Annotated in this window: 24 protein-coding genes; 14 read left to right on the top strand and 10 right to left on the bottom strand. The window is 36.9% G+C overall.

Annotated elements, in window-relative coordinates:
- The first annotated feature begins 65 nt into the window (after window positions 1-65).
- Together FEDK69T_RS01325 and FEDK69T_RS01320 are read left to right on the top strand one after the other, a co-directional pair.
- Entirely contained in the window at window positions 66-968 is a 903-nt protein-coding gene (locus FEDK69T_RS01325; protein ID WP_023572333.1) for a DUF4349 domain-containing protein, read from the top strand.
- Window positions 969-1,032: 64 nt separating this feature from the next.
- Window positions 1,033-1,407, top strand: coding sequence for a hypothetical protein (locus FEDK69T_RS01320; RefSeq protein WP_023572332.1), 375 nt, complete (start codon window positions 1,033-1,035; stop codon window positions 1,405-1,407).
- Window positions 1,408-1,483: 76 nt separating this feature from the next.
- Here FEDK69T_RS01320 and lpdA read toward each other — a convergent pair whose 3' ends face one another.
- The 3 genes from lpdA to FEDK69T_RS01305 all read right to left on the bottom strand — a co-directional run bounded on the left by lpdA (window position 1,484) and on the right by FEDK69T_RS01305 (window position 3,825).
- Window positions 1,484-2,887, bottom strand: coding sequence for a dihydrolipoyl dehydrogenase (gene lpdA, locus FEDK69T_RS01315; RefSeq protein WP_023572331.1), 1,404 nt, complete (start codon window positions 2,885-2,887; stop codon window positions 1,484-1,486).
- 200 nt (window positions 2,888-3,087) lie between these two features.
- Entirely contained in the window at window positions 3,088-3,285 is a 198-nt protein-coding gene (locus tag FEDK69T_RS01310) for a hypothetical protein (RefSeq protein ID WP_023572330.1), read from the bottom strand.
- 81 nt (window positions 3,286-3,366) lie between these two features.
- The gene (locus tag FEDK69T_RS01305; RefSeq protein ID WP_023572329.1) at window positions 3,367-3,825 is read right to left on the bottom strand and encodes an Lrp/AsnC family transcriptional regulator; all 459 of its coding nucleotides are present in this window, start codon (window positions 3,823-3,825) and stop codon (window positions 3,367-3,369) included.
- Window positions 3,826-4,004: 179 nt separating this feature from the next.
- Here FEDK69T_RS01305 and FEDK69T_RS01300 point away from each other — a divergent pair, with 179 nt between their 5' ends.
- Together FEDK69T_RS01300 and FEDK69T_RS01295 are read left to right on the top strand one after the other, a co-directional pair.
- Entirely contained in the window at window positions 4,005-5,234 is a 1,230-nt protein-coding gene (locus FEDK69T_RS01300; RefSeq protein ID WP_023572328.1) for an aminotransferase class I/II-fold pyridoxal phosphate-dependent enzyme, read from the top strand.
- Between the two features lie 97 nt (window positions 5,235-5,331).
- A complete protein-coding gene (locus FEDK69T_RS01295; protein WP_162147233.1) occupies window positions 5,332-6,759 on the top strand; it encodes a T9SS type A sorting domain-containing protein in 1,428 nt (475 codons plus the stop codon).
- 158 nt (window positions 6,760-6,917) lie between these two features.
- Here the strand turns inward: FEDK69T_RS01295 and FEDK69T_RS01290 are convergent, their stop codons facing one another.
- Window positions 6,918-10,202, bottom strand: coding sequence for a fibronectin type III domain-containing protein (locus FEDK69T_RS01290; protein WP_023572326.1), 3,285 nt, complete (start codon window positions 10,200-10,202; stop codon window positions 6,918-6,920).
- Between the two features lie 205 nt (window positions 10,203-10,407).
- Here FEDK69T_RS01290 and FEDK69T_RS01285 point away from each other — a divergent pair, with 205 nt between their 5' ends.
- On the top strand, window positions 10,408-12,576 hold the full coding sequence (locus FEDK69T_RS01285; RefSeq protein WP_035629870.1) for a S9 family peptidase: 2,169 nt from the start codon (window positions 10,408-10,410) through the stop codon (window positions 12,574-12,576).
- Between the two features lie 61 nt (window positions 12,577-12,637).
- On the opposite strand, the gene FEDK69T_RS01280 is transcribed toward FEDK69T_RS01285, so the two are convergent.
- A complete protein-coding gene (locus FEDK69T_RS01280) occupies window positions 12,638-13,768 on the bottom strand; it encodes a hypothetical protein (RefSeq protein ID WP_023572324.1) in 1,131 nt (376 codons plus the stop codon).
- A 181-nt stretch (window positions 13,769-13,949) separates the two neighbouring features.
- Window positions 13,950-15,650 (bottom strand): amino acid permease, encoded by a 1,701-nt coding sequence (locus tag FEDK69T_RS01275; protein ID WP_023572323.1) that lies wholly within the window; start codon window positions 15,648-15,650, stop codon window positions 13,950-13,952.
- A 258-nt stretch (window positions 15,651-15,908) separates the two neighbouring features.
- On the opposite strand from FEDK69T_RS01275, the gene FEDK69T_RS01270 reads away from it, so the two are divergent.
- The 3 genes from FEDK69T_RS01270 (at window position 15,909) to FEDK69T_RS01260 (ending at window position 17,376) form a co-directional block, all read left to right on the top strand.
- A complete protein-coding gene (locus FEDK69T_RS01270) occupies window positions 15,909-16,544 on the top strand; it encodes a peroxiredoxin (RefSeq protein WP_023572322.1) in 636 nt (211 codons plus the stop codon).
- A 77-nt stretch (window positions 16,545-16,621) separates the two neighbouring features.
- Window positions 16,622-16,930, top strand: a complete 309-nt coding sequence (locus tag FEDK69T_RS01265; RefSeq protein ID WP_023572321.1) for a thioredoxin family protein — start codon at window positions 16,622-16,624, stop codon at window positions 16,928-16,930.
- A 188-nt stretch (window positions 16,931-17,118) separates the two neighbouring features.
- Window positions 17,119-17,376: a DUF6952 family protein gene (locus FEDK69T_RS01260; RefSeq protein WP_023572320.1), complete on the top strand. Its 258-nt coding sequence runs from the start codon at window positions 17,119-17,121 to the stop codon at window positions 17,374-17,376.
- A gap of 68 nt (window positions 17,377-17,444) precedes the next feature.
- Here the strand turns inward: FEDK69T_RS01260 and FEDK69T_RS01255 are convergent, their stop codons facing one another.
- The 4 genes from FEDK69T_RS01255 to FEDK69T_RS01245 are packed head-to-tail and all read right to left on the bottom strand — an operon-like array spanning window position 17,445 to window position 18,822.
- A complete protein-coding gene (locus FEDK69T_RS01255; protein WP_023572319.1) occupies window positions 17,445-17,861 on the bottom strand; it encodes an arsenate reductase ArsC in 417 nt (138 codons plus the stop codon).
- A gap of 4 nt (window positions 17,862-17,865) precedes the next feature.
- Entirely contained in the window at window positions 17,866-17,991 is a 126-nt protein-coding gene (locus FEDK69T_RS16135) for a hypothetical protein (RefSeq protein ID WP_023572318.1), read from the bottom strand.
- A 19-nt stretch (window positions 17,992-18,010) separates the two neighbouring features.
- Window positions 18,011-18,481, bottom strand: coding sequence for a DUF6428 family protein (locus tag FEDK69T_RS01250; RefSeq protein ID WP_023572317.1), 471 nt, complete (start codon window positions 18,479-18,481; stop codon window positions 18,011-18,013).
- 17 nt (window positions 18,482-18,498) lie between these two features.
- Entirely contained in the window at window positions 18,499-18,822 is a 324-nt protein-coding gene (locus FEDK69T_RS01245) for an ArsR/SmtB family transcription factor (protein WP_023572316.1), read from the bottom strand.
- A 116-nt stretch (window positions 18,823-18,938) separates the two neighbouring features.
- On the opposite strand from FEDK69T_RS01245, the gene tpx reads away from it, so the two are divergent.
- The 6 genes from tpx to ribB are packed head-to-tail and all read left to right on the top strand — an operon-like array spanning window position 18,939 to window position 25,723.
- Window positions 18,939-19,436, top strand: a complete 498-nt coding sequence (gene tpx / locus FEDK69T_RS01240) for a thiol peroxidase (RefSeq protein WP_023572315.1) — start codon at window positions 18,939-18,941, stop codon at window positions 19,434-19,436.
- Window positions 19,436-19,810, top strand: coding sequence for a diacylglycerol kinase (locus FEDK69T_RS01235; protein WP_035629871.1), 375 nt, complete (start codon window positions 19,436-19,438; stop codon window positions 19,808-19,810). The genes tpx and FEDK69T_RS01235 overlap by 1 nt, the downstream gene beginning before the upstream one ends.
- Window positions 19,811-19,854: 44 nt before the next feature.
- Complete coding sequence (locus tag FEDK69T_RS01230; RefSeq protein ID WP_023572313.1) at window positions 19,855-22,407, top strand: DNA translocase FtsK; 2,553 nt, start codon at window positions 19,855-19,857, stop codon at window positions 22,405-22,407.
- Between the two features lie 2 nt (window positions 22,408-22,409).
- Complete coding sequence (locus FEDK69T_RS01225) at window positions 22,410-23,099, top strand: LolA family protein (RefSeq protein WP_035629872.1); 690 nt, start codon at window positions 22,410-22,412, stop codon at window positions 23,097-23,099.
- Window positions 23,100-23,106: 7 nt separating this feature from the next.
- On the top strand, window positions 23,107-24,582 hold the full coding sequence (locus tag FEDK69T_RS01220; RefSeq protein ID WP_023572311.1) for an LptF/LptG family permease: 1,476 nt from the start codon (window positions 23,107-23,109) through the stop codon (window positions 24,580-24,582).
- A gap of 1 nt (window position 24,583) precedes the next feature.
- The gene (gene ribB, locus FEDK69T_RS01215) at window positions 24,584-25,723 is read left to right on the top strand and encodes a 3,4-dihydroxy-2-butanone-4-phosphate synthase (protein WP_023572310.1); all 1,140 of its coding nucleotides are present in this window, start codon (window positions 24,584-24,586) and stop codon (window positions 25,721-25,723) included.
- Window positions 25,724-25,890 lie beyond the last annotated feature (167 nt).

The following is a 25,890-nucleotide window of genomic DNA, read 5'->3' as shown; positions in this document are numbered from 1 at the left end:
GAACCTATTGACTGAAAATTACTATTACAACATTAAGTAATGCTAACCCTTTAAATAGTAATTTTATGAAAACAGTCACCGGACTTGGCCTGGCTTTGCTTGTATTTGGCATAGCTGTTTCCTGCAAGGAAAAAATGGAAGAAAAAGTAGATTATGCCCCATCAGAAACTACCGAAACCGTTTCACCCGAAGTCGTTTCGTCTTCGGCCGCAGTTGAGAAAAAAGATTCGGACAGGAAATTCATAAGGACGGCCGAGATAAAATTCAAAGTCAAAAACGTTGCTAAATCGACTTATGCGATTGAAGATGCTACGACTAAATTTGGAGGTTTTGTCACCTATACCAATCTGCAGAGTGAAATTTCGGAAAGAAACGAGACCAAAGTCAGCAAGGACATTATTTTAGAAACCATAAGGTACCAGGTCAAAAACGACATAACCATTCGGGTTCCGAACACCAAAATGGATACGGTAATCAAAACGATTGCAAAACAGATTGACTTTCTGGATTTCAGGATCATTAAAGCCGATGATGTTTCACTGCAATTACTAGCCAACCAGATGGCACAGAACCGATCTGTGTCCAACGATAAAAGACTTGAAAAAGCGATTGACACCAAAGGAAAGAAACTTAATTCCGTACTAGATGGCGAACAAACTCTTGCTGACAGAAAAGAACAGAACGACAATAGTAAATTGAAAAATATTTCGCTGAAGGATCAGGTTAATTTCAGCACGCTAAACCTTCAGATTTATCAGAACGAAGCTATCAAACACGAAATGCTGGCCAGTGAGGAAAGTATTGATTCCTACCGACCACATATTGGTTTACAGCTGTGGGATTCTTTAAAAACAGGCTGGTATTTCCTGGAGAATATCATTGCTTTTATAGTTAGTTTGTGGGGCTTTATCCTGATTCTTTTCGGAGGTTACTTTATTTACAAAAAATACTACAAAACGAAAAGCTAAAATATAACATGCTGTTAATTAATTCATTAACTTTGTAGTAGAAACCTTTAAAATAATAAAAGTTATGAAAGTCGCAACTATAATCATCAGGGTACTCTTGGGGTCGCTGTTGCTGTTTGCTTCCATTTCGTACTTTTTGACCTATGGGGAACAACCGGCACTTACAGGCGACCTGAAAACCGTTTTTGAAGGATTCAAAGCCACAAAATATTTGCTAACATTGGTAAAAATCATTGAATTACTGAGTGGGTTATCTTTCCTTACCGGGAAATTCATTAAGTTATTCAGTCTTGTATTTTTACCGGTTTCCATCAATATTTTGCTTATGAATGTTTTTTTGATACCGGCGGGACTTCCAATTGCGATGTTTGTCTTTTTGGGAAATGTTTTTCTTATTTACAGCAGCTGGGAAAGTTATAAAGGAATATTTGGCAGTTAGCTATTTTCAATAAAAAAAGAAAACCCGTCTCGTTGCTAACAGCGAGACGGGTTTTAAATTTTAATATAATTCAGGATTACACGTGTAATGCTCTGTTATCCGTCGCTGCTAATGCTGCTTCTTTGATAGCTTCAGCGAACGTTGGGTGTGCATGAGACATTCTTGAAATATCTTCAGCAGAAGCACGGAATTCCATTGCTGTTACTGCTTCAGCAATTAAATCTGCCGCACGGGCACCAATCATGTGGATACCTAAAACTTCGTCGGTTTTAGCATCAGCAAGGATTTTCACAAAACCTTCGATATCAGCACTTGCACGCGCACGACCTAATGCTTTGAACGGGAAGCTTCCTGATTTGAAAGCTACACCTGCTTCTTTCAATTGCTCTTCGGTTTTACCAACAGCAGCAACTTCAGGCCAAGTATAAACTACACCAGGGATTAAGTTATAATCGATATGTGGTTTTTGACCTGCTAAATATTCAGCAACCATTACTCCTTCTTCTTCAGCTTTGTGCGCTAACATTGCTCCGCGAACTACGTCTCCGATAGCATAAATGTTAGAAGCTGTTGTTTGTAAATGATCGTTTACTTCAACCTGACCTCTTTCTGTAATTTTAACACCGGCTTTATCAGCGTTTAATCCGTCTGTGTAAGGACGACGACCTACTGAAACCAAAGCATAATCACCTTCTAAAGTAATCACTTCTCCTTTTGCGTTTTCAGCTTTCACAACCACACCTTCTCCAGCTCTGTCAACAGCTTGTACTTTGTGAGAAGTGTAGAATTTCATTCCCTGTTTTTTCAACACTTTTGTCAATTCTTTAGATAAACCTCCGTCCATTCCCGGAATGATTCTGTCCATGAACTCAACAACAGAAACTTTAGCGCCTAAACGTAAGTATACCTGGCCTAACTCTAATCCGATTACTCCACCACCAATAATTACTAGGTGTTCTGGGACTTTTGTTAATTTTAAAGCTTCGGTAGATGTAATGATTCTTTCTTTATCAATTTTGATGAATGGTAAAGATGATGGTTTTGAACCTGTTGCAATAATTGTGTTCTTAGCTTCAATTTTCTCTACTGAACCATCTGCTTTAGTAACATTAACTGTAGTTGCATTTTCGAATGAACCTACACCATTGAATACAGTGATGTTGTTTTTGTCCATTAAATATTTTACTCCACCTGAAGTTTGGTCAACAACTGCTTGCTTACGGGCAATCATTTTCTCCAAATTCACTTTTACGTCTCCCGAAACCTCGATTCCATGATCTGCAAAGTGCTGTAATTCTTCGTAATGGTGAGAGGAAGCCAACAATGCTTTAGACGGAATACATCCTACATTAAGACAAGTACCTCCAAGGGTTGAATATTTTTCGATAATGGCTGTTTTCATTCCCAACTGTGCGCAACGGATTGCCGCTACATACCCGCCGGGACCTGAACCAATAACAACTACGTCAAATGAACTCATAGTATTTATTTTATGATGTGTTTTTAAAAAATTCGAGTGACAAAATTAAGGAATTTTGTTTATACCGAGTTGGTTTATTTTAGGAAAATAAAGATGATTTCTTTTTATTACAGAATTTCAACCAGGCATTGAAAATCACACAAAACCACATAAAAAAACCCTAAAATCTCTTTTAGGGCTTCGCATTTTTAGGGAAATAGTTATATCTCATCCTTACAAGTATACACTTGCGGGCATGCTATATATTGTACACAATAATCCGGACCTGTAACGGAACCGCTGCATGAACATCCGCAAAGGGATAAATCCGGGTTACCTTTTCCGGATCCTTGAATCATTTTTTGACTTTCTCTGGAAAGCACTTCAACACCTTTAATGTTTAGAAGTCTAGTTTTCATAAATTTATTTTTTTGATTAATAAGCATAAAAGTAATCCTTTATTTACATTACACAAATATTTTTCAAAAAAATGTAATCTTTTACATATAAAAAGCTGTAGTGTTTTTTACTTCACCAATCATAAAAGTACTGTGCGTACTTCCGATATGCTGCAATGTGGTCAATTTTGTAACCATGAATTCACGGTATTCTTCCATATCTTTAACACACACTTTCAGGATATAATCGTAATCACCACTTACGTGAAAGCATTCCAATACTTCAGTCAACTGTACTACTTCTTTCTCAAATTGATTGATGAATTCTTTGGTATGCTGCAATAATTTCAGATGACAGAATACCACAAACCCTTTTTCAATCTTGTTTTTGTTGACTAAAGCAACATATTTATCAATTATACCTTCTTTTTCCAGTTTTTTGATACGTTCGTACACGGCAGTAACCGAAAGATTCAATTTCAGTGAAAGCTCTTTTGTTGTCTGTTTACTGTCTGATTGCAACAGTTTCAGTAATTTTTTATCGATTGCGTCAAATGTCATCGGAAGATTATTTTTTGGTTAAAGGTTCAAATTTAACAAACTGAATCCAAATTTCATCTTTAAAAATGAATTTTAATAGTTTTATTATCTAATTATCAAAACATCGGTTGATTTTTTTTCTTAAATAAACTTATTTTGATTTTTATATAACTGAAACAACATACAAAAAATACTTATTTATGGAAAAATTTAATCCGGCAGACAAAATTCAGGATTTACAGTATTTTGGCGAATTTGGTGGAGTAAACCCTTCTATTTCTGACAGTTCAACATATACTTTCCTTTCAGCTAAAACGATGTTTGACACCTTTGAAGGTAATGCGGAAGGTTGTTATTTGTATTCCCGTCATTCTTCCCCTAGTAATTTATACCTAGACAAAGCTTTAGCGGCAATGGAAGGAACCGAAAGCGCAAACGTAGCTGCATCAGGAATGGGCGCAATCACTCCTACTTTATTACAATTGTGCGGAAACGGCGATCATATTGTTTCAAGTCGTACGATTTATGGCGGAACATATGCCTTCTTAAAGAACTTCGCTCCAAGAATGGGCGTACAAACCACTTTTGTTGATATTACAAAATTGAACATGGTTGAAGCCGCTATCACTCCAAATACAAAAGTATTATACTGTGAAACGGTGAGCAACCCTTTATTGGAAGTTGCCGACATCGCTTCTTTATCTAAAATAGCAAAAAAACATAATATTAAATTGGTGGTAGACAACACGTTCTCGCCATTATCTGTTGCGCCTGTTAAATTAGGTGCTGATATTGTAATCCACAGTTTGACGAAATACATCAATGGAAGCAGTGATACTGTTGGTGGTGTGGTTTGTGCTTCACAGGAATTCATCAACGCTTTAAAAAATGTAAATGACGGTGCCAGTATGTTATTAGGTCCGACAATGGACAGTATGCGTTCGGCGTCTGTGATGAAAAACCTTCGCACGCTTCATATCCGTATAAAACAACACAGTCAAAACGCACAGTATTTGGCTGAAAAATTTGAAGCTGACGGAATCAAAACGGTTTACCCGGGATTGAAATCGCACCCAAGTCATGAAATTTACAAAACCATGATTAATCCGGAATACGGATTTGGAGGTATGATGACCATTGATGTTGGTTCTTTAGACAAAGCCAACGCTTTGATGGAATTAATGCAGGAAAGAAACTTGGGTTACTTGGCAGTGAGTTTAGGGTTTTACAAAACTTTATTCAGCGCACCAGGAACTTCAACATCTTCTGAAATTCCGCTTGACGAACAAAAAGAAATGGGATTAACAGACGGATTAATTCGTTTTTCTATCGGGTTAGATAATGATATTGAAAGAACCTACAACATGATGAAACAATGCATGGAAGAACTTTCAATTTTAAATAAGGAACTTTTGTTTGTAAATAATTAAGAAGTTTATTTTGGTTTAAATGTAAAATCCGCTCATGATTGCTCATAAGCGGATTTTTTTAAAAAAAACAACTATCTTTGTAAAAAATAACCTTCATATGAGAGAGTATTGCTTTATATTTTCATTCGTGTTAGTTGCAATCTCAGTAAAAGCGCAGATAATCACTATCTCCGATCCTGCTTTTAAGGCCAAATTATTATCCGCAAATACATTAAACAGTGTTGCCCAAAATGCTTTCGGAAATAATGTAGTAATTGACTTAAACAGTAATAATGAAATTGAAGTTAGTGAAACAGCAACCATCGTTTCCATAAATGTAGCCTCATCTAATGTTCTCAACCCCGGCAATATTGCTAGTCTTGATGGTATACAAAATTTTACCAATCTTAAAAAATTAAACTGTGCAGGCAATCACATAACAAATTTAGATGTGAGCAGTTTATCTTTACTAGAAGAATTAAAGTGCAACAATAACGAAATTACAACTTTGAATATTTCGGGGTTAGCGACCCTTAAAAAAATTAATTGCAACCATAATAATTTAACGTCCCTTTCAACAGATAATTTTATAAACCTTACCGAGTTGTTCCTTTACGACAACCATATCAGCAGTTTAAGTTTTAATAACAATCCGAATCTACAATCACTGAATTGCAGCATGAATGTGCTGCCAAGCCTTAACGTAAGTACTTTACCAGCCTTAAAATATCTTGTTTGTAACTCTAACCAGTTAGCCAGCTTAAATCTTAACGGGCTAACACAAATCCGTGAAGTAGTTTGTTCTAACAATAATTTAACGACGCTTGATCTTACAGGATTAAGTACTATTACCTTCCTCTTATTTGAAGCAAATCAAATTACTACTGTCGATTTAAGTCCATTAAGTTCAGTTACTTATTTGGAATGCAGCTATAATCCATTAACTTCAATAAACATGGATGGGCTTACCACACTTTACCATTTAGCAATTGAGGGAACACCACTTTCTACGATAGATTGTAGTCAGAGCGGAGTGCAACAGCTTTTCTGCAGCAACAATCCAAATCTGAACTTTATAAACGTAAAAAACAATCATTACTCTCACAGTGATCCTGATATGCTGAATTTTGCTTTCCGATTTGAAAACCTTCCTTCTTTAACTGGAATTTGTGTAGACAACGGCGAACAGAATAATTTGGTTCATACCAACTATAACAGCAGTGGAAATGTGATCGTATACACCGGCACAAATTGCGCTACTGTAGTAGATATGTCGACAGCCGACATAAATGAATTTAATCAGAACAATGCTGTTACTTTATATCCAAATCCTGTACAGGATAGAATTAGCCTTAAATTTGAAAACCTTTATCAGATAAAATCGATTGCAATTTATAATCAGCTTGGCCAATTAATCAAGTCTTCATCGGAACTAAATAATGACAATGAAATCTCGTTGAATGTTGACCAATTGGAAGCAGGAAGTTATCTCATAAGTATTGAATCTGAAAAAGGCAAACAAATCAAAAAATTCATAAAACTTTAAAAAGAAATAAGAGTATTTAGAAATCCGCTTATGAGCAATCATGAGCGGATTTTTTTATTATTTTCATCCATTATATTTTTCACCTCCTATCAAAAAAAATCGGCTGGAATTATTTTCCAACCGACTTTTATAATTAAAATTATTCTTTAGAATTTGTACTAATGTTTGATAATAACTTTTGTAGCAGTTAAAGTACCGTCAGCATAAACACCTATCATATACAAACCGTCCGCTACTCCGGAAGTATTTATTCCAAACACATTATTTCCTTCAACAGCGTCTCTGTTTTGTACAATTATCTCTTTTCCGTAAAGATCCAACAATTTAACTTGAACTGGAGCTACTTTGTGAGATGAGTAAGAAACAGAAACCATTCCATTGCCCGGATTAGGATATACTAACATCTGAGAACGAGTCATAAATCTAGATTGTGGCGACCAGTTAGCTGCTAAAGTAGTTCCGTTAGAACAAACAGCCGATACCTGCCATACATAAACGGTTCCAATAGCCAAATTACCAATCTGAATTGAGTTAGTCGTTGATGTAACAGTTGTAAACGCCGTATCTGTATTAGCCGGCTTGTATCGAACAATATAAGCAACGACACCTGTAATACCATTCCAATGAAGTAACGCTCCGTTTTGACTGATATTTGTAGCAGATAAATTTGTCGGGATTGGACAAGTTGGCACCGGACAAGCAGCCGTAGCAAACCCTGCCCCAACAGACCAAGGACTTAAAGCAACTGCTCCATTAGGCGTTGTACCACAAATCTTCTGTGCCTGCCATTCATATCTTGTATTACACATCAATTCTCTTAACTGAAATGGAACAGTAACATTGCTCAATGTAATCCAAGTCGTGGAATTCGGTCCATGATAACGGATGTTATATCTTCCGTCAGTTGCAGTTGTTCCAAAGTGAAGCACCGCTCCATTCGGACCAATATTCGTTGCTGTTAAATTAGTTGGTGTCGAACAAGCTGTATCAGGACAAGCCGCTGTTGTGAATGCTGTTCCAACTGACCACGGACTTAAATTATTGTTCACAGTACCTGGAGTGCCACAAATCTGTTGTGCCTGCCATTCATAAGTTGTGTGACAAGTCAAATTACCCAACTGGAACGGAACCGTAACATTGTTAAGCATAATCCAGGTTGCAGAGTTTGGACCATGATAACGGATGTTATATCTTCCTGTCGCTGTACTGCTTCCAAAATGAAGCACCGCTCCCGTTTGGGTGATGTTCGATACAGTTAAATTAACAGGAACAGAACAAGGTGCAGGATCAGAACATGCAGCCGTTGTGAATGCCACTGCAACTGACCAATCGCTTAAAACAGCTGTTGAATTATCTGCATTTGCACAAACTTTTTGAGCCTGCCATTCGTATGCTGTATGACAAGTCAAATTACCCAATTGATAAGGCATCGTAACATTATTGATAACAATAAAGTTTGGTGCATTCGGAACACGATATCGGATATTAAAAGTTCCTGTATTAGCAATAGATCCTAAATTAAGCACTGCACCTGTCTGAGTAATATTCGTTGTTGACAAATACGTCGGAACAGGACAAGTTGGCGTTGGACAATTGGCAGTAGTGAAAGATGCTCCAACGGACCAGTCGCTTAAAACAGCTGTTGTTCCTGCTGAATTAGCACATATTCTTTGTACTTGCCATTCATAAGCTGTATGACAAGTCAACTCACGTAACTGGTAGGGCATTGTAGCATTATTAATAACAATCCAGTTTATAGAATTCGGACCGTGGTAACGAATATTGTACATTCCTGTGGCAGTTGTAGTACCCGCATTAAGCACTGCTCCTGTCTGACTGATATTTGTTGCCATTAAATTGGTTGGTACCGGACAAGTTGTTTGAGGACAAGTAGCTGTTGTGAAAGCAGCTCCTACAGACCAATCACTTAAAGCCCCGGTTGTTGTACCTGTATTGGCGCAAACTCTTTGAGCCTGCCATTCATAACCAGTATTACACATCAATTCCCTTAATTGGAATGGAACCGTAACGTTGTTAAGCATAATCCAAGTTGCAGAGTTAGGGCCATGGTAACGAATATTATACACTCCATTAGTTGGGTTAGCACCAACGGAAAGCACTGCCCCTGTCTGGGTAATATTCGTTGCAGACAGGTTTGTTGGAACCGGACAAATTGCAGCCGGACATTCCGTCGTACCGAAAGCCACTGCTGTGGACCAATCACTTAAAATAGTCGTTGAATTATCTGCGCTAGTACAAACTTTTTGTGCCTGCCATTCGTACGCTGTATGACAAGTCAAATTGCCAAGTTGGTGAGGCATCGTAACATTGCTAACGACAATATAGTTTGCTGCATTCGGAACGCGATAACGGATATTGAAAGTTCCGTTATTGGCAAGAGTTCCTAAATTAAGCACTGCGCCCGTTTGGCTGATATTTGTTGTTGACAAGTAAGTTGGCACAGGGCAGGTTGGCGCCGGACAAGCAGCCGTAGTAAATGCTGCTCCAATCGACCAATCGCTTAAATTGTAATTTGTAGCTCCTGTAACGGTACAAATCTGCTGTGCCTGCCATTCGTAGGTTGTATGGCAAGTTAAATTGCCCAACTGGAACGGAACAGTAACATTATCTACAGTAATCCAAGTTGTGGAATTCGGACCATGATAACGGATGTTATATCTTCCCGAATTTGCAGTTGTTCCAAAATGAAGCACCGCCCCCGTTTGACTGATGTTCGTTGCTGTTAAATTAGCAGGAACCGGACAAGGTGATGGCTGAGGGCAAGCTTCTGTTGTGAAAGCTACTGCTGGTGACCAATCACTTAATGCAGCTGTCCCTGCCGAATTAGCACAGACTTTTTGTGCCTGCCATTCATAACCTGTATGACAAGTCAAATTGCCTAGTTGGTAAGGCATCGTAACATTGCTAACGACAATATAGTTTGGCGCATTCGGAACGCGATATCGGATATTAAAAATTCCGGTATTAGCAATAGATCCTAAATTAAGCACTGCACCTGTTTGGGTAATATTGGTTGTTGACAAATACGTCGGAACAGGACAAGTTGGTGTAGAGCAAGACGAAGTAGTAAATGCTGCCCCTAAAGACCATGCACTTAAAATAGGTGCATTGTTAGGCGTTACACCACAAACTCGCTGTGCCTGCCATTCATAGGCAGTGTTACAAGTTAAATTTCCTAATTGAAACGGAACGGTTACATTGTTTAGCGTAGTCCAAGTCGTTTGCCCCGGACCATGGTAACGAATATTGTACGTCCCTGCGTTCGCAGTGGTACCTATATACAGCACCGCTCCTGTCGGACCAATATTCGCTGCCGTTAAGTTCGCAGGTGTCTCACAATTTGTTTGTGCCATTAATCTGCCTGAAATTGACAGAGAAAAGAAAAACAAAAGAAACACGATTCGAGTAAAGTTTTTTCCCATCTTATTCTTATTTAAGATTTTACAATTTTAAAATTAACTTTTTTTTATTACAAACAACACACTAAATACTTGATATTTAATTGTGATTTATAACAAATTTGTTAAAATTGTAACTATTCCTCAGAGCGGTTGATTTTTAGGATTCCTTTACAACATCAGATTATAAAGTTTATATAAATTAGCCATCAAATTATTTAATCGAACAATGAACAAATTTACTTTATTCTGTCTTCTAACAGGTTCTATGACATTCGCGCAACGAGCCCTGACTATCGAAGAAACTGTAATGGGTGGAAGAAAATATGCTCCAACCACACAAACTGCCCAACAATGGCGTAAAGACTCTAAGTCAATCACTTATTTAAGTGCAGATTTTTCCACATTATTTGAGAAGAGCGCGGCAACTTCTTGGAAGGAAAGCACTTTAACAACAAAAACTGAATTAGAAAGCGCTCTGAAAACAAAATTCCCGAATGATGAGTTTTCGGTAAGAACATTTCCTGCTTCCATAAACTGGAAAACAGCTAATACGTTTGAGACAGAAATTTCCGGAAAGAAGAACAATTATAAAGTAACCTATGATATCGTTACTAAACAAATCACAACTGCTGTAGCTTTTGATGCATCAGGCACCAGCGCAGCATTTTCTTCAAACAACAATACAGCATGGTTAAAAGGTAACAACATCAAAATTACCGATGCTTCAGGAAAAGTAATCGAAGTAACCAACGATGAAAATCAAGGAATTGTGAACGGTAATGATTATGTTCATCGTCAGGAATTCGGTATCGACCGTGGTATGTGGTGGAACGAAGCCGGAACACAACTGGCTTACTACAGAAAAGATGAAACTATGGTGGGCAACTACCCTATCATCAACTGGAACGAGCGTGAAGCAGCAAACAAGGATGTTAAATACCCGATGGCCGGAATGACAAGTGAAAATGTTACGCTTGTAATTTATGATGTTGCTACAGGTAAAAAAGTTACCGTTCAAACCGGTGAACCAAAAGAGCAGTATTTAACCATGGTTTCATGGGAGCCGACAGGTAAATACATTTTCATCGGAATATTGAACCGTGAGCAAAATCACCTGAAATTCAACAAATACGATGCAAAAACAGGTGCTTTCGTAAAAACATTATTCGAAGAAAAAGCATCAACTTGGGTTGAGCCTCAACATGCTTTAACTTTTGTTCCTAATAACCCGAACCAATTCATTTATCAGACGGATATCAATGGTTTCAACCAAATGTATTTGTACAACACTGACGGTAAACTATTGAAAAACCTGGGCTACAAAGATGTGATCGTAAAAGACTTTTTAGGTTTTGATGCTAAAAACACAAAAATCAATTACATCGGAACAGCGAACAACGGTTTAGACAGACAATTATATCAGGTTGATATCAAATCAGGAAAAACAGTTCAATTAACATCAATTTCCGGAACACACAATGCTACGGTTTCTTCAGACGGCACAATGATTTTGGATCAATATAGCAATGTTAGCACTCCAAATGAAATTTCGGTTATCGATGTAAAATCGAAAAAAGCAACAACTTTAGTAAAAGCCGAAAACCCGTTCACAGGAAAAGTGGAAATGCCTAAAATGGAATTGGTAACCATCACTTCTGCAGACGGTAAAACGCCATTAAACGGAAGAATCATCTACCCTGCTAATTTTGACGCTACTAAAAAATACCCTGTAATGATTTATGTTTATGGAGGTTCACATGCTCAATTGGTTAACAACCGTTGGATGGGCGGTGGAGGTTACTTCGATTATTACATGGCGCAGGAAGGATATGTGGTATTTACATTGGATAACCGCGGAAGTGATGCCCGCGGAAAGAAATTCTGTGATGTAAACCACCGTCAGTTAGGTGTAAACGAAATGGCTGACCAAATGAAAGGTGTTGAATTCCTAAAATCGAAATCGTTTGTGGATGCTGATAAAATCGGTGTTTTCGGATGGAGTTTTGGTGGATTTATGGCTACTTCTTTAATGACCAACCAGAACAATGTATTTAAAGTTGGTGTAGCCGGAGGTCCGGTAATCGACTGGAAATATTACGAGGTAATGTACGGAGAGCGCTACATGGACACGCCACAAGAAAATCCGGAAGGTTATGCCAAAGCTTCATTATTGGATAAAGCAAAAGACTTAAAAGGAAGATTGTTGATTATCCACGGAGCTCAGGATCCCGTAGTAGTTCAACAACAGAGTATGAACTTTGTCGAAGCATGTATCAAAGCAGGCAAGCAAGTAGATTACTTCTTATACCCTAACCACGAACATAATGTGGGCGGAAGAGACAGAATTCACATGTATGCTAAAATCGCTGATTATTTCAATACACATTTGAAGTAATCAATTGATAAAATCATATAATTTATAAATTAATCCGTTGTGAAAGCAGCGGATTTTTTATTTAATATTGATAATAGACAATCTCTCTTTTCCAAACAAATAACTTTTTGCCGTTTATGGATTTTGTCTGCTCTATCCAATTTCCGTATTTATCGTATTTATAACCTAAATCGACAATAACTGGCTTCTGTTTTTTATTCTTAATAATGATTTTCACCAAATTATTACCTTTATAAAAAAACTGTTTTTCAAAATCCCACCCACTATCATGCCCTATTGTGGCATCCGATTCGAAAATTTTTCTATTTTTTTTATCATATCTATATGTACTCAAAAAAGTCATTTTAGAAAATGAAGGAATTCTTTTCTCCTCTAACAAATTATCAAAATCATCATATTTAAAAAATGTTTTATAAGTTAAATAACTACCTTTCTTATATTCCGGTGCACAAAAATCATGTCTCTCTATTAATCTTCCACTTTCATCGTATACATTTTTATATAAAACAAAAAAAGTCCCTAATGAATCCCTTACTTGTGTATAAGATCTTCCATCAAGATCCTTAAAAGCGAGAGGTTGATGAATAATCGATTCTCGAATTTTGTCTTTAGAATTATAATTGTAATAATTAATTTTTGATCTCCCTTCTTCTGATAAAAACTCTATCGTTTTTAGCCTATCCTTATCATCATAACTGTATAATTCAAGTTGAAAATCATTAGGATAATCATTCCAAAAAGTCAAAGTACTTTGTTTCTTTTCCAAAAAATTATAAGTAATATTTGTATAATTAATGCTTTTTCCTTCCTTATCTCTTTTTTCAATGATTTGACTTAAACTATCCGATTCATTGTACTTATAATCATACTCTCTTTCAAAATCATCTGCTTTGTCAAACCAAATTTCATGAATTAATTTCCCTTCATCATCGAAATCCCTCTTATTATTTATGTAATGGACAAATGATTCGTTGTACCAATGCTGATAAAATCTATCAATTGTTGCTTCTGATCCCGTAAATCCACTGTGTCCATAATCGCCGTCTATCGAAAACAGTTTATAGTTTTGGATGGAGTCATTAAGAAACAGTAATTTTTCCCTTGTGCTCTTAATCTTTTTACCCGAAGTTATCTTTTGGGATGATACAGTATTAAAACTTATAACTGCCAAAAGAAATATAATTTTTTGCATTTATTTATATCTTTTTAAAACTTAACACTTGGACAATTTACTAAAAAAAATCTTACTAGAATACCAAGTAATTGCATAAAACTCTTTATAACATTGTAATTCCGTTATCGAAAAAATTCATAAAAAACAAAAAATCCCGAGCATTACCCGGGATTCATTATTTATAATTCTGTCGTAAAACTTAATCTTCTATCGTTGCTTTAATTCTATTGAAATTCAACTTACTGTTTTTATAGCCGAAACTGAAATAGAATACTAACCCGATTATCAGCCAAACTCCGAACCATTTCCAGTTGGAAACCGCCATCCCGGTTAACAGGTAACAACAGGAAATCAATCCTAATAACGGAATTAACGAAAGGTTTTTAAGGAACGCCATCACCGCCATAACACCACATAAAACAAAGAATACCACCATGGAAATATTTGTCGCGAATTTGTCTCCCGAGAAATCAAACGTATCGGTAAAGAAAGTTGGGAAAACATAGCTTACGATAAAGATGGTTCCCACCACGATAGCTGGGAAAATAAACTTCGAATTTATGTATGGTATTCTGAATTTACCATTGTTTTTGCGTTCAGCCAATTCTTCTTCACTCTGTGGCGACAGCAGCAATACACCGCCGCAAACCAATACGAAGGCGAATAAAGTACCGATACTTGTAAAATCCAATACGAAATTCTCATCGGTAAAGAAAATCGGCAGACCTACCACTAAACCGGTCACGATTGTTGCAAATCCCGGCGTTTTATGCTTCGGATGAATTTCCGCAAATTTCTTCGGCATCAATCCGTCACGGCTCATGGTCATCCAGATTCTCGGCTGTCCCATCTGAAACACCAGCATCACACTGGTCATCGCCACAACGGCCGCAATGGACACAATGAACAACATCCATTTCACCCCTTTTAAAGCAAAGATTTCAGCTAATGGATCGGTTACACCCAATAAATCGTATTTTACCATACCGGTTAAAACCAAGGCCAAAATGATATAAATCGCGGTACAAATCACCAATGAATAAATCATTCCTTTAGGCAAATCGCGTTGCGGGTTTTTACTTTCTTCTGCCAAAGTCGAAACGGCATCAAAACCGATATATGCAAAGAACACTGCCGATACCCCGGCCATAACACCGCCAAAACCATTCGGCATAAATGGTGTCCAGTTGTCGATATCTACATAGAAAACACCAACAGCAATTACCAAGGCGATAATCACCAGTTTAATGATTACCATTACGTTACTGAAGTTTTTAGACTCTTTGGTTCCTTTATAAACCAAATAGGTAATCAACAAATTAATCACCACAGCCGGTAAATCAAAAATCACTTTCAGGCTCCCCAACATCGGCGCGTTTTGCCATGCATTGAAACCTTCTCCGGCTTTATTTTCTAGGAAAGCAGAATGAGCCGACTGATAATTAATCGTTAACCACTCCGGCAAATGGATGTGAAAACTCTCCAACAAATTGGTAAAATAACCACTCCATGAAAAGGCGATATAAATATTTCCGATGGAATATTCCATAATCAATGCCCAACCGATAATCCATGCGAATAATTCACCAAAAGAAACATAGGCATATGTATAAGCACTACCGGAAACGGGCACACGTGAAGCGAATTCGGCATAACACATAGCTGTAAATCCGCAAGCGATGGCACAAATAATATACAAAAGTGTCACACCGGGACCACCTGAAAAACAGGCGTTCCCAATAGCGGAAAAAGTTCCGCCACCAATAATCGCTGCAATCCCGAAAAAGGTTAAATCGCGAACGGTAAGTACTTTTTGCAGTCCGGAGGCATGATCTCCATCCCCACCCTGTTTCAATATAGTTGATGTTGATTTTCTTCTGAATAAATTGGTAAAAGACATATAAATTCTTTGTAAATAGTGTTTGTTTGTTGGTAAAAACCTTAAAAATCACAGAATATCCCTGCTTTTTTGAGGGAAACAAATATATAAAACCAATTCAATAAATAACATTTTAGACCTGAAAATTTAAAAAAACGGTTCGATAAGTATTTACTATCATGAAATAAAAAATTATAATAAAAGGTAATACCAAAGCAAGGTAGTAATCGCTACTTTTGTGCTGTTCAAAAAACAATAATCTTTAAAAACCGATACATTATGTCATTAGTAGGAAAAAAATTCCCGAACATTACCGTAGATGCTATTTCAGAAATGGGTGATAACTTAAGAATCAACATTCTTGAAGAAGCTACAAAAAACAATAAAAAAGTATTATTATTCTGGTATCCGAAAGATTTCACTTTCGTTTGTCCAACAGAATTACACGCTTTCCAGGCTGCTTTACCGGAATTCAATGCAAAAAACACTATCGTAATCGGTGCTTCTTGTGACACTAACGAAGTTCACTTTGCATGGTTAAACACTCCAAAAGCAAACGGTGGAATCGAAGGTGTTACTTACCCTTTATTAGCTGATACTACAAGAAACTTATCAACTGCTTTAGGAATTTTAGATGCTGAAGAAGTATTCAACGAAGAAACAGGAGATTATTTAATCGAAGGTTCAAACGTTCCTTACAGAGCTACTTACTTAATTGACGAGACTGGAAAAATTTTCCACGAAAGCGTAAACGATATGCCATTAGGAAGAAATGTTGGTGAGTACTTACGTTTAATCGACGCATACACTCACGTTCAGACTAAAGGTGAAGTTTGTCCTGCTAACTGGGAAAACGGAAAAGAAGCTATGACAGCTGACAGATTAAGTACTGCTGCTTACTTAAGCAAAAACTAATAAGTAAAACCTATACAAAACTCCAAATTCCAATAAAAATTGGGATTTGGGGTTTAAATTAAAAAATCAAAAACGCCATGTTAATAGAATTAAACGAAGACACGCTTCAAAATATAGTTGACACAAACGAAAAAGTGGTAGTGCAATTTTCTGCCTCATGGTGCGGGAACTGCCGAATCATGAAACCGAAGTTCAAGAAACTTTCAACTGAAAATGAAAGTATTGCTTTTGTTTTAGTCGATGCTGAAAATTCTCCGGAATCAAGAAAATTGGCCAATGTTTCCAACCTTCCAACATTTGCAACTTTCGTAAACGGAAAACTGGTAAACGAAACACAAACCAACAAAGCGGAAGTTTTGACGGATTTGGTTAACGAAATAGTTTAGACAGAATTTTAGATTTTTAGAATATTAGATTTTTAGAAAGTTGGATGGTTTGGATAAATCGATTTTGCAGACATTCAGAATTCCAACGATGTTCAAACAAGGCAAAATCCTAACGTCATTAATCTAAATAATCCAAAAGTCTAACAATCTAAATTAGTCTAATATCTAAATAATCTCAAAAAGAAAAAATGAAGTTACCAGTAATAAAACACCTGACTCAGTTCATTGAAGAAAACGATCAGGATTACATTGTAGAAACCATCGAAGTATTGGAAGCCTTAACGGAAGTTCCTTCATTAAAAGATGAAGAACTGGATGTTATTGGCGAATTACTTTCCAATATGTATGGTGCACTGGAAGTAAACAAAATGATAAAAGAAGGAACCGATAAAAAAGAAGCATTAAATACGTTCATGCAACGTGTTTTGGGTTCCATCGACAAATAATATTTTCCATACCAAAGCCCTTCTTTTAACAAGAAAGGCTTTTTCATTATCCGGAATAGCGATTTGAATTACAAATTTTCCTCGACAAATTGCTTACAATACATTTTTATTTCCCCGCGAACTAATCGGAACTGATTCATAATTTCCTCTTCATTTCCAATAGCTTTGGCAGGATCCGTAAAATTATGATGAAATTTCACGGCATTGCTTGGGAAAAACGGGCAGCGTTCTTTTGCATTATCACACACGGTTATTACAAAATCAAACTGGATTCCGTAATATTCATCAATATTATTTGAAGTATGATTGGAAATATCGATTCCGTCTTCCTCCATTATTGCTACAGCCTTCGGGTTAACACCATGAGTTTCTACCCCGGCACTATAAACGTTGGCCTTCTCTTTTGAAAAGTAACGTAGGTACCCTTCCGCTATCTGACTTCTGCAACTGTTACCAGTACAAAGTACTAAAATGTTCTTTTTCATCATTTTAAACAAACAACCATATCATATTGATGATACAGAATTTAGCGTCGAATCCAAAAATAAGCTGAAGCAAAATAACCGAAGTGGTTATGATGATTGGTTTTTTATACTTTAAAATCTTTTCTTTCATTATAAATTTCAGATTAATATTAGCAGCATGCAGAATTTGGCGTGCAACATGCCGTTTGTGTTTGCAATTCTTTTAAAGACACTTTTCGTTTTTCACCCGGAATACCACAATTATCCTTTGCAAGACAGGCCGTTTTTTTGGCTACCATGACAAAATTGGTTCCATTAAAATCCAAATCATACTTTCCGATAGTTTCAGATTGGTATTCCACTTCAATTTCATTATCGTCAATATTCAATATTTTTTCCGATAATTCGATGATGTGTGACAGCTTTTGCGGTTTTAAACGATGATCGTAATCATTTGCATCCCAAAGCTGAAAATTAACAACGGTTTCTTTTCGAACCGTTCCACCACAGTCGATAAAATTTTTGGTAATCTCCCCTATTTCAGTTACGTGAAAATGCTCCGGAACAAAACTTCCGTCAGGCAATTGAAAGTTTACCGTTTCAACTGTTTTCAATACTTCTTTAATTTCTGATAGTCTCATAATTACAGTATTTTATATTAACAACATTTCATTATTAGATTATTTGATATTCCTGAAAAATAATTTTCCAGTTTTTTCATAGTGTCCGGATTTAAGCAATAACAAATCGCTGTACCTTCGATATTTCCCTTAATGATCCCAACACTTTTCAATTCCTTCAGATGCTGGGAAACTGTAGGCTGCGCCAATGGCAATTCGTTTACGATATCGCCGCAAATACACGAATCTACTCTTAACAGATACTCTATTATTGCCACTCTTGCCGGATGCGAAATAGCCTTGAACAAAGAAGCCATTTCATTTTGCTGCTCCGAAAAGAATTCTGATTTTGAAGCTCCCATTTTATATATTTTTATATTGCAATATTACGATAAACAAATGAATTAAAAAAGCAATTCGGCAAAAAACTAATTCTCAAATAAATTCATTACTTTTGAAACTCTAAAAAACAGAAAAAATGGCTCAGATAAAATTAAAAGGAAACCCAGTAAACACAACGGGTTCATTACCTCAGGTAGGTACACAGGCATCAGACTTCACTTTAGTAAAAACTGATTTATCAACGGTTTCATTAACCGATTTCAAAGGAAGTAAATTGGTTTTAAATATATTCCCAAGTATCGACACAAGCACTTGTGCTACTTCGGTTCGTAAATTCAATGAAACAGCGAGTAACTTAACAAACACGAAAGTACTATGTATTTCTCGTGACTTACCATTTGCACAAAATCGTTTTTGTGGTGCTGAAGGTTTGGAAAATGTGGTTAACCTATCGGATTTCAGAGACGGTTCTTTCGGAGAAACATACGGATTAACCATTACTGACGGACCTTTGACAGGATTACATTCCCGTGTGGTAATCGTTTTGGATGAAAACGGAGTTGTGAAACATGCAGAACAGGTTGAAGATATCGTTGACGAACCTAATTACGAAAAAGCTTTAGCTGCACTTTAATGGAAATAAACAAAGATAACACCTTTATTTCAGGACGAATAAAAAGTGTTGGATTTGCAGTAAAAGGCGCTATAAAACTGATTACTACCGAGCACAGCGTCATGGTTCAGTCCTCGATTGCTGTGCTTATGATTGCTGCCGGATTTTATTTTAATATTACGCAAACCGAATGGATGTTTCAGATCCTGATTTTCGGTTTGGTATTAAGTATTGAAGGCTTGAATACGGCTGTTGAAAAAATGGCCGATTTTATTCATCCCGATTATCATGAAAAAATCGGTTTCATCAAGGATATTGCTGCCGGTGCCGTTTTTTTCGCTGCCATGGCTGCAATCACAATCGGATTAATCATATATTTACCAAGAATAATCTAATTTAGAAACGATTATCTATTTTTTACCAAATTTTAGTATTCTAAATGGCGAAGACATCAAAAAAAGAAACATCTGAACCAAAATCTAACGACGGAACTCCAAAAACTCCTTGGAAATTAAACCGCAGAAACAAAGTCCTTTTTGGGGCTTTGCTCGTTTTATTTGCAGTCGCTTTACTGCTTTCCTTTGTTTCCTACTATATTTATGGGGAATATGACCAAAGTGCACTAGGCTCATTTGCCGACAGAAGCGAGAAAACCTATAACTGGCTAGGGAAATTCGGAGCTTATTTGTCTGATTTCTTTCTATATAAAGGATTCGGGGTTTCCTCATTTTTGTTAGTCCGCCTTTTCTTTTTAGCCGGCGCCTACCTTTTAGTTGACATTTCATTAGCTAAACTGAAGAGTTCCATTTTCTGGGATATGTTTGCCATGGTAATCATTTCCATTCTTTGCGGCTTCTTTTGGAATTATATCCCGCAATTAGGAGGCGTAATCGGTTATGAAATGAACCTTTTCGCTCAGGATTATATAGGTAAAACAGGAACATTCCTGGCACTTCTTTTTGGGGTTATCGTTTATCTGATATTAAAAATCAAGATTTCTACTGAAGGAATTAAAAACTTCTTCGAAAGCAGAAGCCGATCATTTGAAGAAGAATTAAATGAAGGGAAAGAAGTTACTGAAAACAATATAAACACCCCTACCCCACTAGTTACCGACATCAACGACAGCAATGATTTTATTGAGGAAGTAGAAGTTCCGACTTCAAATCCGAGTCTTGATTTCAATGATGCCGAAGACGACGAGATTTTGTCTAACATCGAATTAAAAACCGTTCCTTCAGCTTTTGAAATAAACAAGGACGCTTTAAAACCGACGATTGAGCATCCATCTGAAATCACACTGAAACCCGTTCCTCCAGTTGCAGTTCCTCATATTCTTGACACAGTAACTCCTGTGGTTCCGGAAACGTCTAAATCAGAGATTATTCATACTGATGACGATAGTTTTACCATCGAAAAAATAGAAGAAGAAACAACTGTTGAAGAGAATCTGGCAGCACGATTAGTTCAGGATTTTGGCGAATTTGATCCGACATTAGAGTTATCAAATTACCAATTCCCATCGATTGATCTTTTAAAAGAATATTCGTCTGGAGGAATTACCATCAATCAGGCGGAACTGGAAGAAAATAAAAACCGAATTGTAGACACCCTAAAAAACTACAACATCGGAATCTCCCAAATCAAAGCCACTGTTGGTCCGACAGTTACCTTATATGAAATCGTCCCGGAGGCCGGTATACGAATTTCAAAAATTAAAAATCTTGAAGACGATATCGCACTTTCATTAGCGGCGTTAGGTATCCGTATCATCGCTCCTATTCCGGGCAAAGGAACCATTGGTATTGAGGTTCCGAACAACAATCCGACCATGGTTTCGATGAAAAGCGTAATTGCTTCACCAAAATTCCAGACCGCCGAAATGGAATTGCCGATTGCTTTAGGTAAAACCATCTCGAATGAAACTTTTGTTGTCGACTTGGCCAAAATGCCACACTTATTGATGGCTGGTGCTACCGGACAAGGTAAATCGGTTGGATTGAATGCCGTACTTACATCTATTTTGTATAAAAAGCACCCAGCAGAAGTGAAATTTGTTTTAGTGGATCCGAAAAAAGTAGAACTTACCCTTTTCAATAAAATTGAAAGACATTATCTGGCAAAGCTTCCGGATGATGGTGATGCTATTATCACAGATAACACGAAAGTAATCTATACACTGAACTCGCTTTGTATCGAGATGGACAACCGTTATTCTTTACTGAAAGACGCGATGGTTCGTAACATTAAGGAATACAACGAAAAATTCAAACAACGCAAACTGAATCCGGAAAACGGACACCGCTTTTTACCATATATCGTTTTGGTTGTTGATGAGTTCGCCGATTTGATTATGACCGCAGGAAAAGAGGTAGAAACACCAATTGCCCGTTTGGCTCAGTTGGCACGTGCTATCGGAATTCACCTTATTATTGCTACTCAACGTCCTTCGGTAAACGTAATTACGGGTATGATTAAAGCGAATTTCCCTGCCCGAATTGCCTTTAGGGTAACGTCAAAAATCGACTCAAGAACGATTTTGGATACCGGCGGTGCCGATCAACTGATAGGTCGAGGAGATTTATTATATACTCAAGGTAACGATATCGTACGTGTACAATGCGCTTTCGTAGATACACCTGAAGTGGAAAAAATCACGGAGTATATCGGTTCGCAAAAGGCTTATCCCAACGCTTATCTGCTTCCGGAATACGTTGGCGAAGAAAGTGGCATAAGTCTTGATATAGATATTTCAGAAAGAGATTCTATGTTCAGGGAAGCTGCAGAAATCATTGTTACGGCACAACAGGGATCTGCATCATTACTGCAACGAAAACTTAAATTGGGTTACAACCGCGCCGGCCGACTGATCGATCAGCTGGAAGCTGCCGGAATTGTTGGCCCGTTTGAAGGCAGTAAGGCTAGAAGCGTTAATATTCCTGACCTGGTAGCTCTGGAACATTTTCTAGCTAGCGAACAAAATAATATGTAAAAATGAAATCGAAAATACACCTATATAAAAATACTCCCCTATTTCTTGGCAAAACCATGATTGCGCTTGTTTTTGCTTTATTCATGTGCTTTCCAACAACCGCTCAGAATTCACAAAAAGCCAAAGAACTATTGGACGATGTTACAGCCAAAGTAAAAAGTTATGATAATATCGTAATTAACTTCAGCTATTCTGTACAGAATTTAAAACAAAATATCGATCAGGAAAGCAAAGGGAATGTTACACTGAAAGGCAATCAATACGTTCTGAATTTCATGGGTGTAACCAAAATTTTTGACGGAAAGAAGAATTATACCATTGTACCGGAAGACGAAGAAATCACGATTTCCAAACACGACGATAATGACCCGAACACTTTGACACCGGCTAAAATGCTTACCTTCTTCAATTCCGGATTCAAATATTCATGGGATATCTTACAGAACATCAAAGGAAGACAGATTCAATATGTAAAGTTGGTTCCAATAAACCCAAAAGACAACCGAAAAGAAATTTTACTAGGAATAGATGCACAGACAAAAAACATCTATAACCTAATTGAAATGAATAAAAACGGCTCTAAAACCACGATTGTAGTTAATTCTTTTAAAACTAATCAACCTATTTCGAAAAATCATTTTACCTTTACCCAGAGTAAATATCCTAATTACTACATCAATAATTTAGACTAGATTTCGGGTGAAAATTTTAGATCGTTACATTCTTAAATCGTTCCTAACTACATTTACTTCGGTATTTGTAATTCTTTTTTTCATATTCATTTTACAAGGTATCTGGCTGTTTATTTCCGAATTGGCAGGTAAAAACCTCGATTACATTGTAGTCGTAAAATTCCTTGTTTTCTATTCGCCAAAAATCGTTCCTTTAGTTTTACCGCTTTCGATATTACTGGCTTCCATTATGACTTTCGGAAGTTTTGCCGAAAATTATGAATTTGCTGCCATGAAATCGGCCGGAATTTCTTTAGGAAGAGCTATGAAAGCATTGACCGTTTTCATCTTTTTACTGAGTTTTGCCGCATTCTTTTTTGCCAATACCGTGATTCCAAAGGCTGAATATAAATTCATCAATCTCCGAAAAGACATTCTGCAAACAAAGCCAGCCATGGCAATTGCCGAAGGACAGTTCAACACCATTGGAAATTCCAATATCAAAGTAGATAAAAAAGCGGGAGAAAACGGCGAATTACTGGAAGGTGTAACCATGCACGTTAAATCAGCCCAAGGATTTGGAAATAAAACAGTCATAAAAGCCAACAGAGGTATTCTCAAAAGCGAAGAAGGCTCAAACATCCTCAAACTGGATCTGATTGACGGCTATTATTATGAAGATATTACCCCTAAAAAATACGAAGAACAGCAGAAGCTTCCTTTTGCCAAAGCCACTTTTAAAAAATATACAATCAATATCGACCTTACCAGTTTAAATAAAAAAGAAACGGAAGGTGAAATCGCAAACACAAATACGATGTTAAACGTGAGCGAATTGAATTTCACTATCGATTCGCTTCAAAAAAACTATAACAAAGATGTTGTTTCGTTTACGGAAAACATCTCTCAAGGTATTGAATTTACATTGAGACCGAAACATTATACTTCATCCGGAAAATTTAAAAGCGCTGACGATGTACTGGCTTCTTTTACGCCATATGAAAGAAATCAAATTTTCGAAACTGCCCTGAACAATATTAACAGCACGGATTTTTCAATACAGAACAACAAAAATGATTTGTTTGAAAAGCAAAAAAACATAAACAAACACTGGATTGCACTGCACGACAAGTTCGTAGTTGCTTTCTCTTGCCTTCTTATGTTCTTTATCGGAGCGCCACTAGGTGCTATTATCCGAAAAGGAGGATTGGGATTACCGATAGTTTTTGCGGTATTGATATTCATCATCTTCCATTTCATTAATACTTTCGGAAAAAAAGTAGCTCAGGAAAATGGTATCCCTCCATTTTTAGGCTGTTGGATGTCATCAATGGTTTTATCACCACTGGCGATATCATTAACATACCGAGCTACCAATGACATTGGTGTGATGGTTAATTTTGACTGGATCACAGAACCTGTCCAAAAATTAATAAACAAAGCATTAAACAACACTGAAAAAACAGATCTCGAAGATAATAGAGAGGAAAAAAACGAAAACTAAAATGTCAACTACTGAAAAAATACAACTCAACACTATTGAAGAAGCAATAGAAGATATCCGCCAGGGAAAAGTAATCATTGTGGTAGATGATGAAGACCGTGAAAATGAAGGAGATTTTTTAGCTGCCGCTGATAAAGTTACGCCGGAAATGATCAATTTTATGGCAACACACGGAAAAGGCCTTATTTGTACGCCACTAACCGAAAAACGTTGTAAAGAACTTGATTTACACGTAATGGTAGGCAATAATACCGATCCGATGCAAACCGCTTTTACGGTTTCTGTTGATTTAAGAGGCAACGGAGTAACTACCGGCATTTCTGCAGCTGACAGATCCAAAACAGTTGAGGCATTGGTAAATCCGAACACAAAGCCATTCGAATTAGGACGTCCTGGACATATTTTCCCTTTAATCGCAAAAGAAGGAGGCGTTTTGAGAAGAACAGGCCATACCGAAGCTGCCATTGATTTTGCGCGTTTAGCCGGATTCCGCCCTGCGGGAGTTATTTGTGAAATCATGAACGATGACGGTACGATGGCACGCTTACCTCAGTTGGTGGAAGTTGCCAAGAAATTAGATTTGAAACTGGTTTCCATCGAAGATTTAGTGGCTTACAGAATGCAGCACGACAGTCTTATCCATAAAAAAGAAGATTTCGAAATTCATACACGCTTTGGAGAGTTTCGTTTGCGTGCTTATTTACAGATTACCAACAAACAGGTTCATATCGCATTAACCAAAGGGAGCTGGAGTGCTGGTGAACCAATTTTAACGCGTATCAATTCCACACACATTAATAATGACATTTTAGGAACTCTTACGAACGATGACGCCGACAAAAAACTGGACGATATGTTCAAACGCATTAATGAAGAAGGAAAAGGCGCCATTTTGTTTATAAACCACCAAAGTCAGGCTTCCGATCTATTAAGCCGTTTATCCGAATTAAAAGGATTACAGGAAAAAGGGGTTCACAAAGCTCCGCAAATTAAGATTGACATTAAAGATTTTGGAATCGGTGCACAGATTTTACACGATTTAGATATTTCGAAAATCCGATTATTAACCAATTCGGCACAAACCAAACGTGTCGGAATGATTGGATACGGACTTGAAATTACAGAATACACGAATTTTTAAAAAATCATTTTTTTATTTTGTAAACCAAACGAAATGAAACAGTTAAAAAACAAAGGCTTAATTATTTCATTTTTTATTCGAAAAAGGCTTGCAAAAACAAAAAAGGTTCTTAGATTTGCACTCGCAATCAGATAATGATTGTGATTTATTGGAGAAATGGCAGAGTG

This window comes from Flavobacterium enshiense DK69 (assembly GCF_000498495.1).
Lineage (GTDB): Bacteria > Bacteroidota > Bacteroidia > Flavobacteriales > Flavobacteriaceae > Flavobacterium > Flavobacterium enshiense.
Note: the sequence above shows the minus strand (reverse complement) of the source record. Positions and strands in the feature narration are given on the sequence as shown.

Coding starts and splice junctions, on each gene's coding strand:
- FEDK69T_RS01225 (WP_035629872.1), top strand. CDS start 22,410: ATGAAATCGAAAATACACCTATATAAAAATACTCCCCTATTTCTTGGC.
- FEDK69T_RS01290 (WP_023572326.1), bottom strand. CDS start 10,202: ATGGGAAAAAACTTTACTCGAATCGTGTTTCTTTTGTTTTTCTTTTCT.
- FEDK69T_RS01285 (WP_035629870.1), top strand. CDS start 10,408: ATGAACAAATTTACTTTATTCTGTCTTCTAACAGGTTCTATGACATTC.
- FEDK69T_RS01255 (WP_023572319.1), bottom strand. CDS start 17,861: ATGAAAAAGAACATTTTAGTACTTTGTACTGGTAACAGTTGCAGAAGT.
- FEDK69T_RS01310 (WP_023572330.1), bottom strand. CDS start 3,285: ATGAAAACTAGACTTCTAAACATTAAAGGTGTTGAAGTGCTTTCCAGA.
- FEDK69T_RS16135 (WP_023572318.1), bottom strand. CDS start 17,991: ATGAAAGAAAAGATTTTAAAGTATAAAAAACCAATCATCATAACCACT.
- FEDK69T_RS01250 (WP_023572317.1), bottom strand. CDS start 18,481: ATGAGACTATCAGAAATTAAAGAAGTATTGAAAACAGTTGAAACGGTA.
- FEDK69T_RS01235 (WP_035629871.1), top strand. CDS start 19,436: ATGGAAATAAACAAAGATAACACCTTTATTTCAGGACGAATAAAAAGT.
- FEDK69T_RS01300 (WP_023572328.1), top strand. CDS start 4,005: ATGGAAAAATTTAATCCGGCAGACAAAATTCAGGATTTACAGTATTTT.
- FEDK69T_RS01320 (WP_023572332.1), top strand. CDS start 1,033: ATGAAAGTCGCAACTATAATCATCAGGGTACTCTTGGGGTCGCTGTTG.
- tpx (WP_023572315.1), top strand. CDS start 18,939: ATGGCTCAGATAAAATTAAAAGGAAACCCAGTAAACACAACGGGTTCA.
- FEDK69T_RS01260 (WP_023572320.1), top strand. CDS start 17,119: ATGAAGTTACCAGTAATAAAACACCTGACTCAGTTCATTGAAGAAAAC.
- FEDK69T_RS01305 (WP_023572329.1), bottom strand. CDS start 3,825: ATGACATTTGACGCAATCGATAAAAAATTACTGAAACTGTTGCAATCA.
- FEDK69T_RS01245 (WP_023572316.1), bottom strand. CDS start 18,822: ATGGGAGCTTCAAAATCAGAATTCTTTTCGGAGCAGCAAAATGAAATG.
- ribB (WP_023572310.1), top strand. CDS start 24,584: ATGTCAACTACTGAAAAAATACAACTCAACACTATTGAAGAAGCAATA.
- FEDK69T_RS01295 (WP_162147233.1), top strand. CDS start 5,332: ATGAGAGAGTATTGCTTTATATTTTCATTCGTGTTAGTTGCAATCTCA.
- FEDK69T_RS01230 (WP_023572313.1), top strand. CDS start 19,855: ATGGCGAAGACATCAAAAAAAGAAACATCTGAACCAAAATCTAACGAC.
- FEDK69T_RS01265 (WP_023572321.1), top strand. CDS start 16,622: ATGTTAATAGAATTAAACGAAGACACGCTTCAAAATATAGTTGACACA.
- lpdA (WP_023572331.1), bottom strand. CDS start 2,887: ATGAGTTCATTTGACGTAGTTGTTATTGGTTCAGGTCCCGGCGGGTAT.
- FEDK69T_RS01275 (WP_023572323.1), bottom strand. CDS start 15,650: ATGTCTTTTACCAATTTATTCAGAAGAAAATCAACATCAACTATATTG.
- FEDK69T_RS01325 (WP_023572333.1), top strand. CDS start 66: ATGAAAACAGTCACCGGACTTGGCCTGGCTTTGCTTGTATTTGGCATA.
- FEDK69T_RS01270 (WP_023572322.1), top strand. CDS start 15,909: ATGTCATTAGTAGGAAAAAAATTCCCGAACATTACCGTAGATGCTATT.
- FEDK69T_RS01280 (WP_023572324.1), bottom strand. CDS start 13,768: ATGCAAAAAATTATATTTCTTTTGGCAGTTATAAGTTTTAATACTGTA.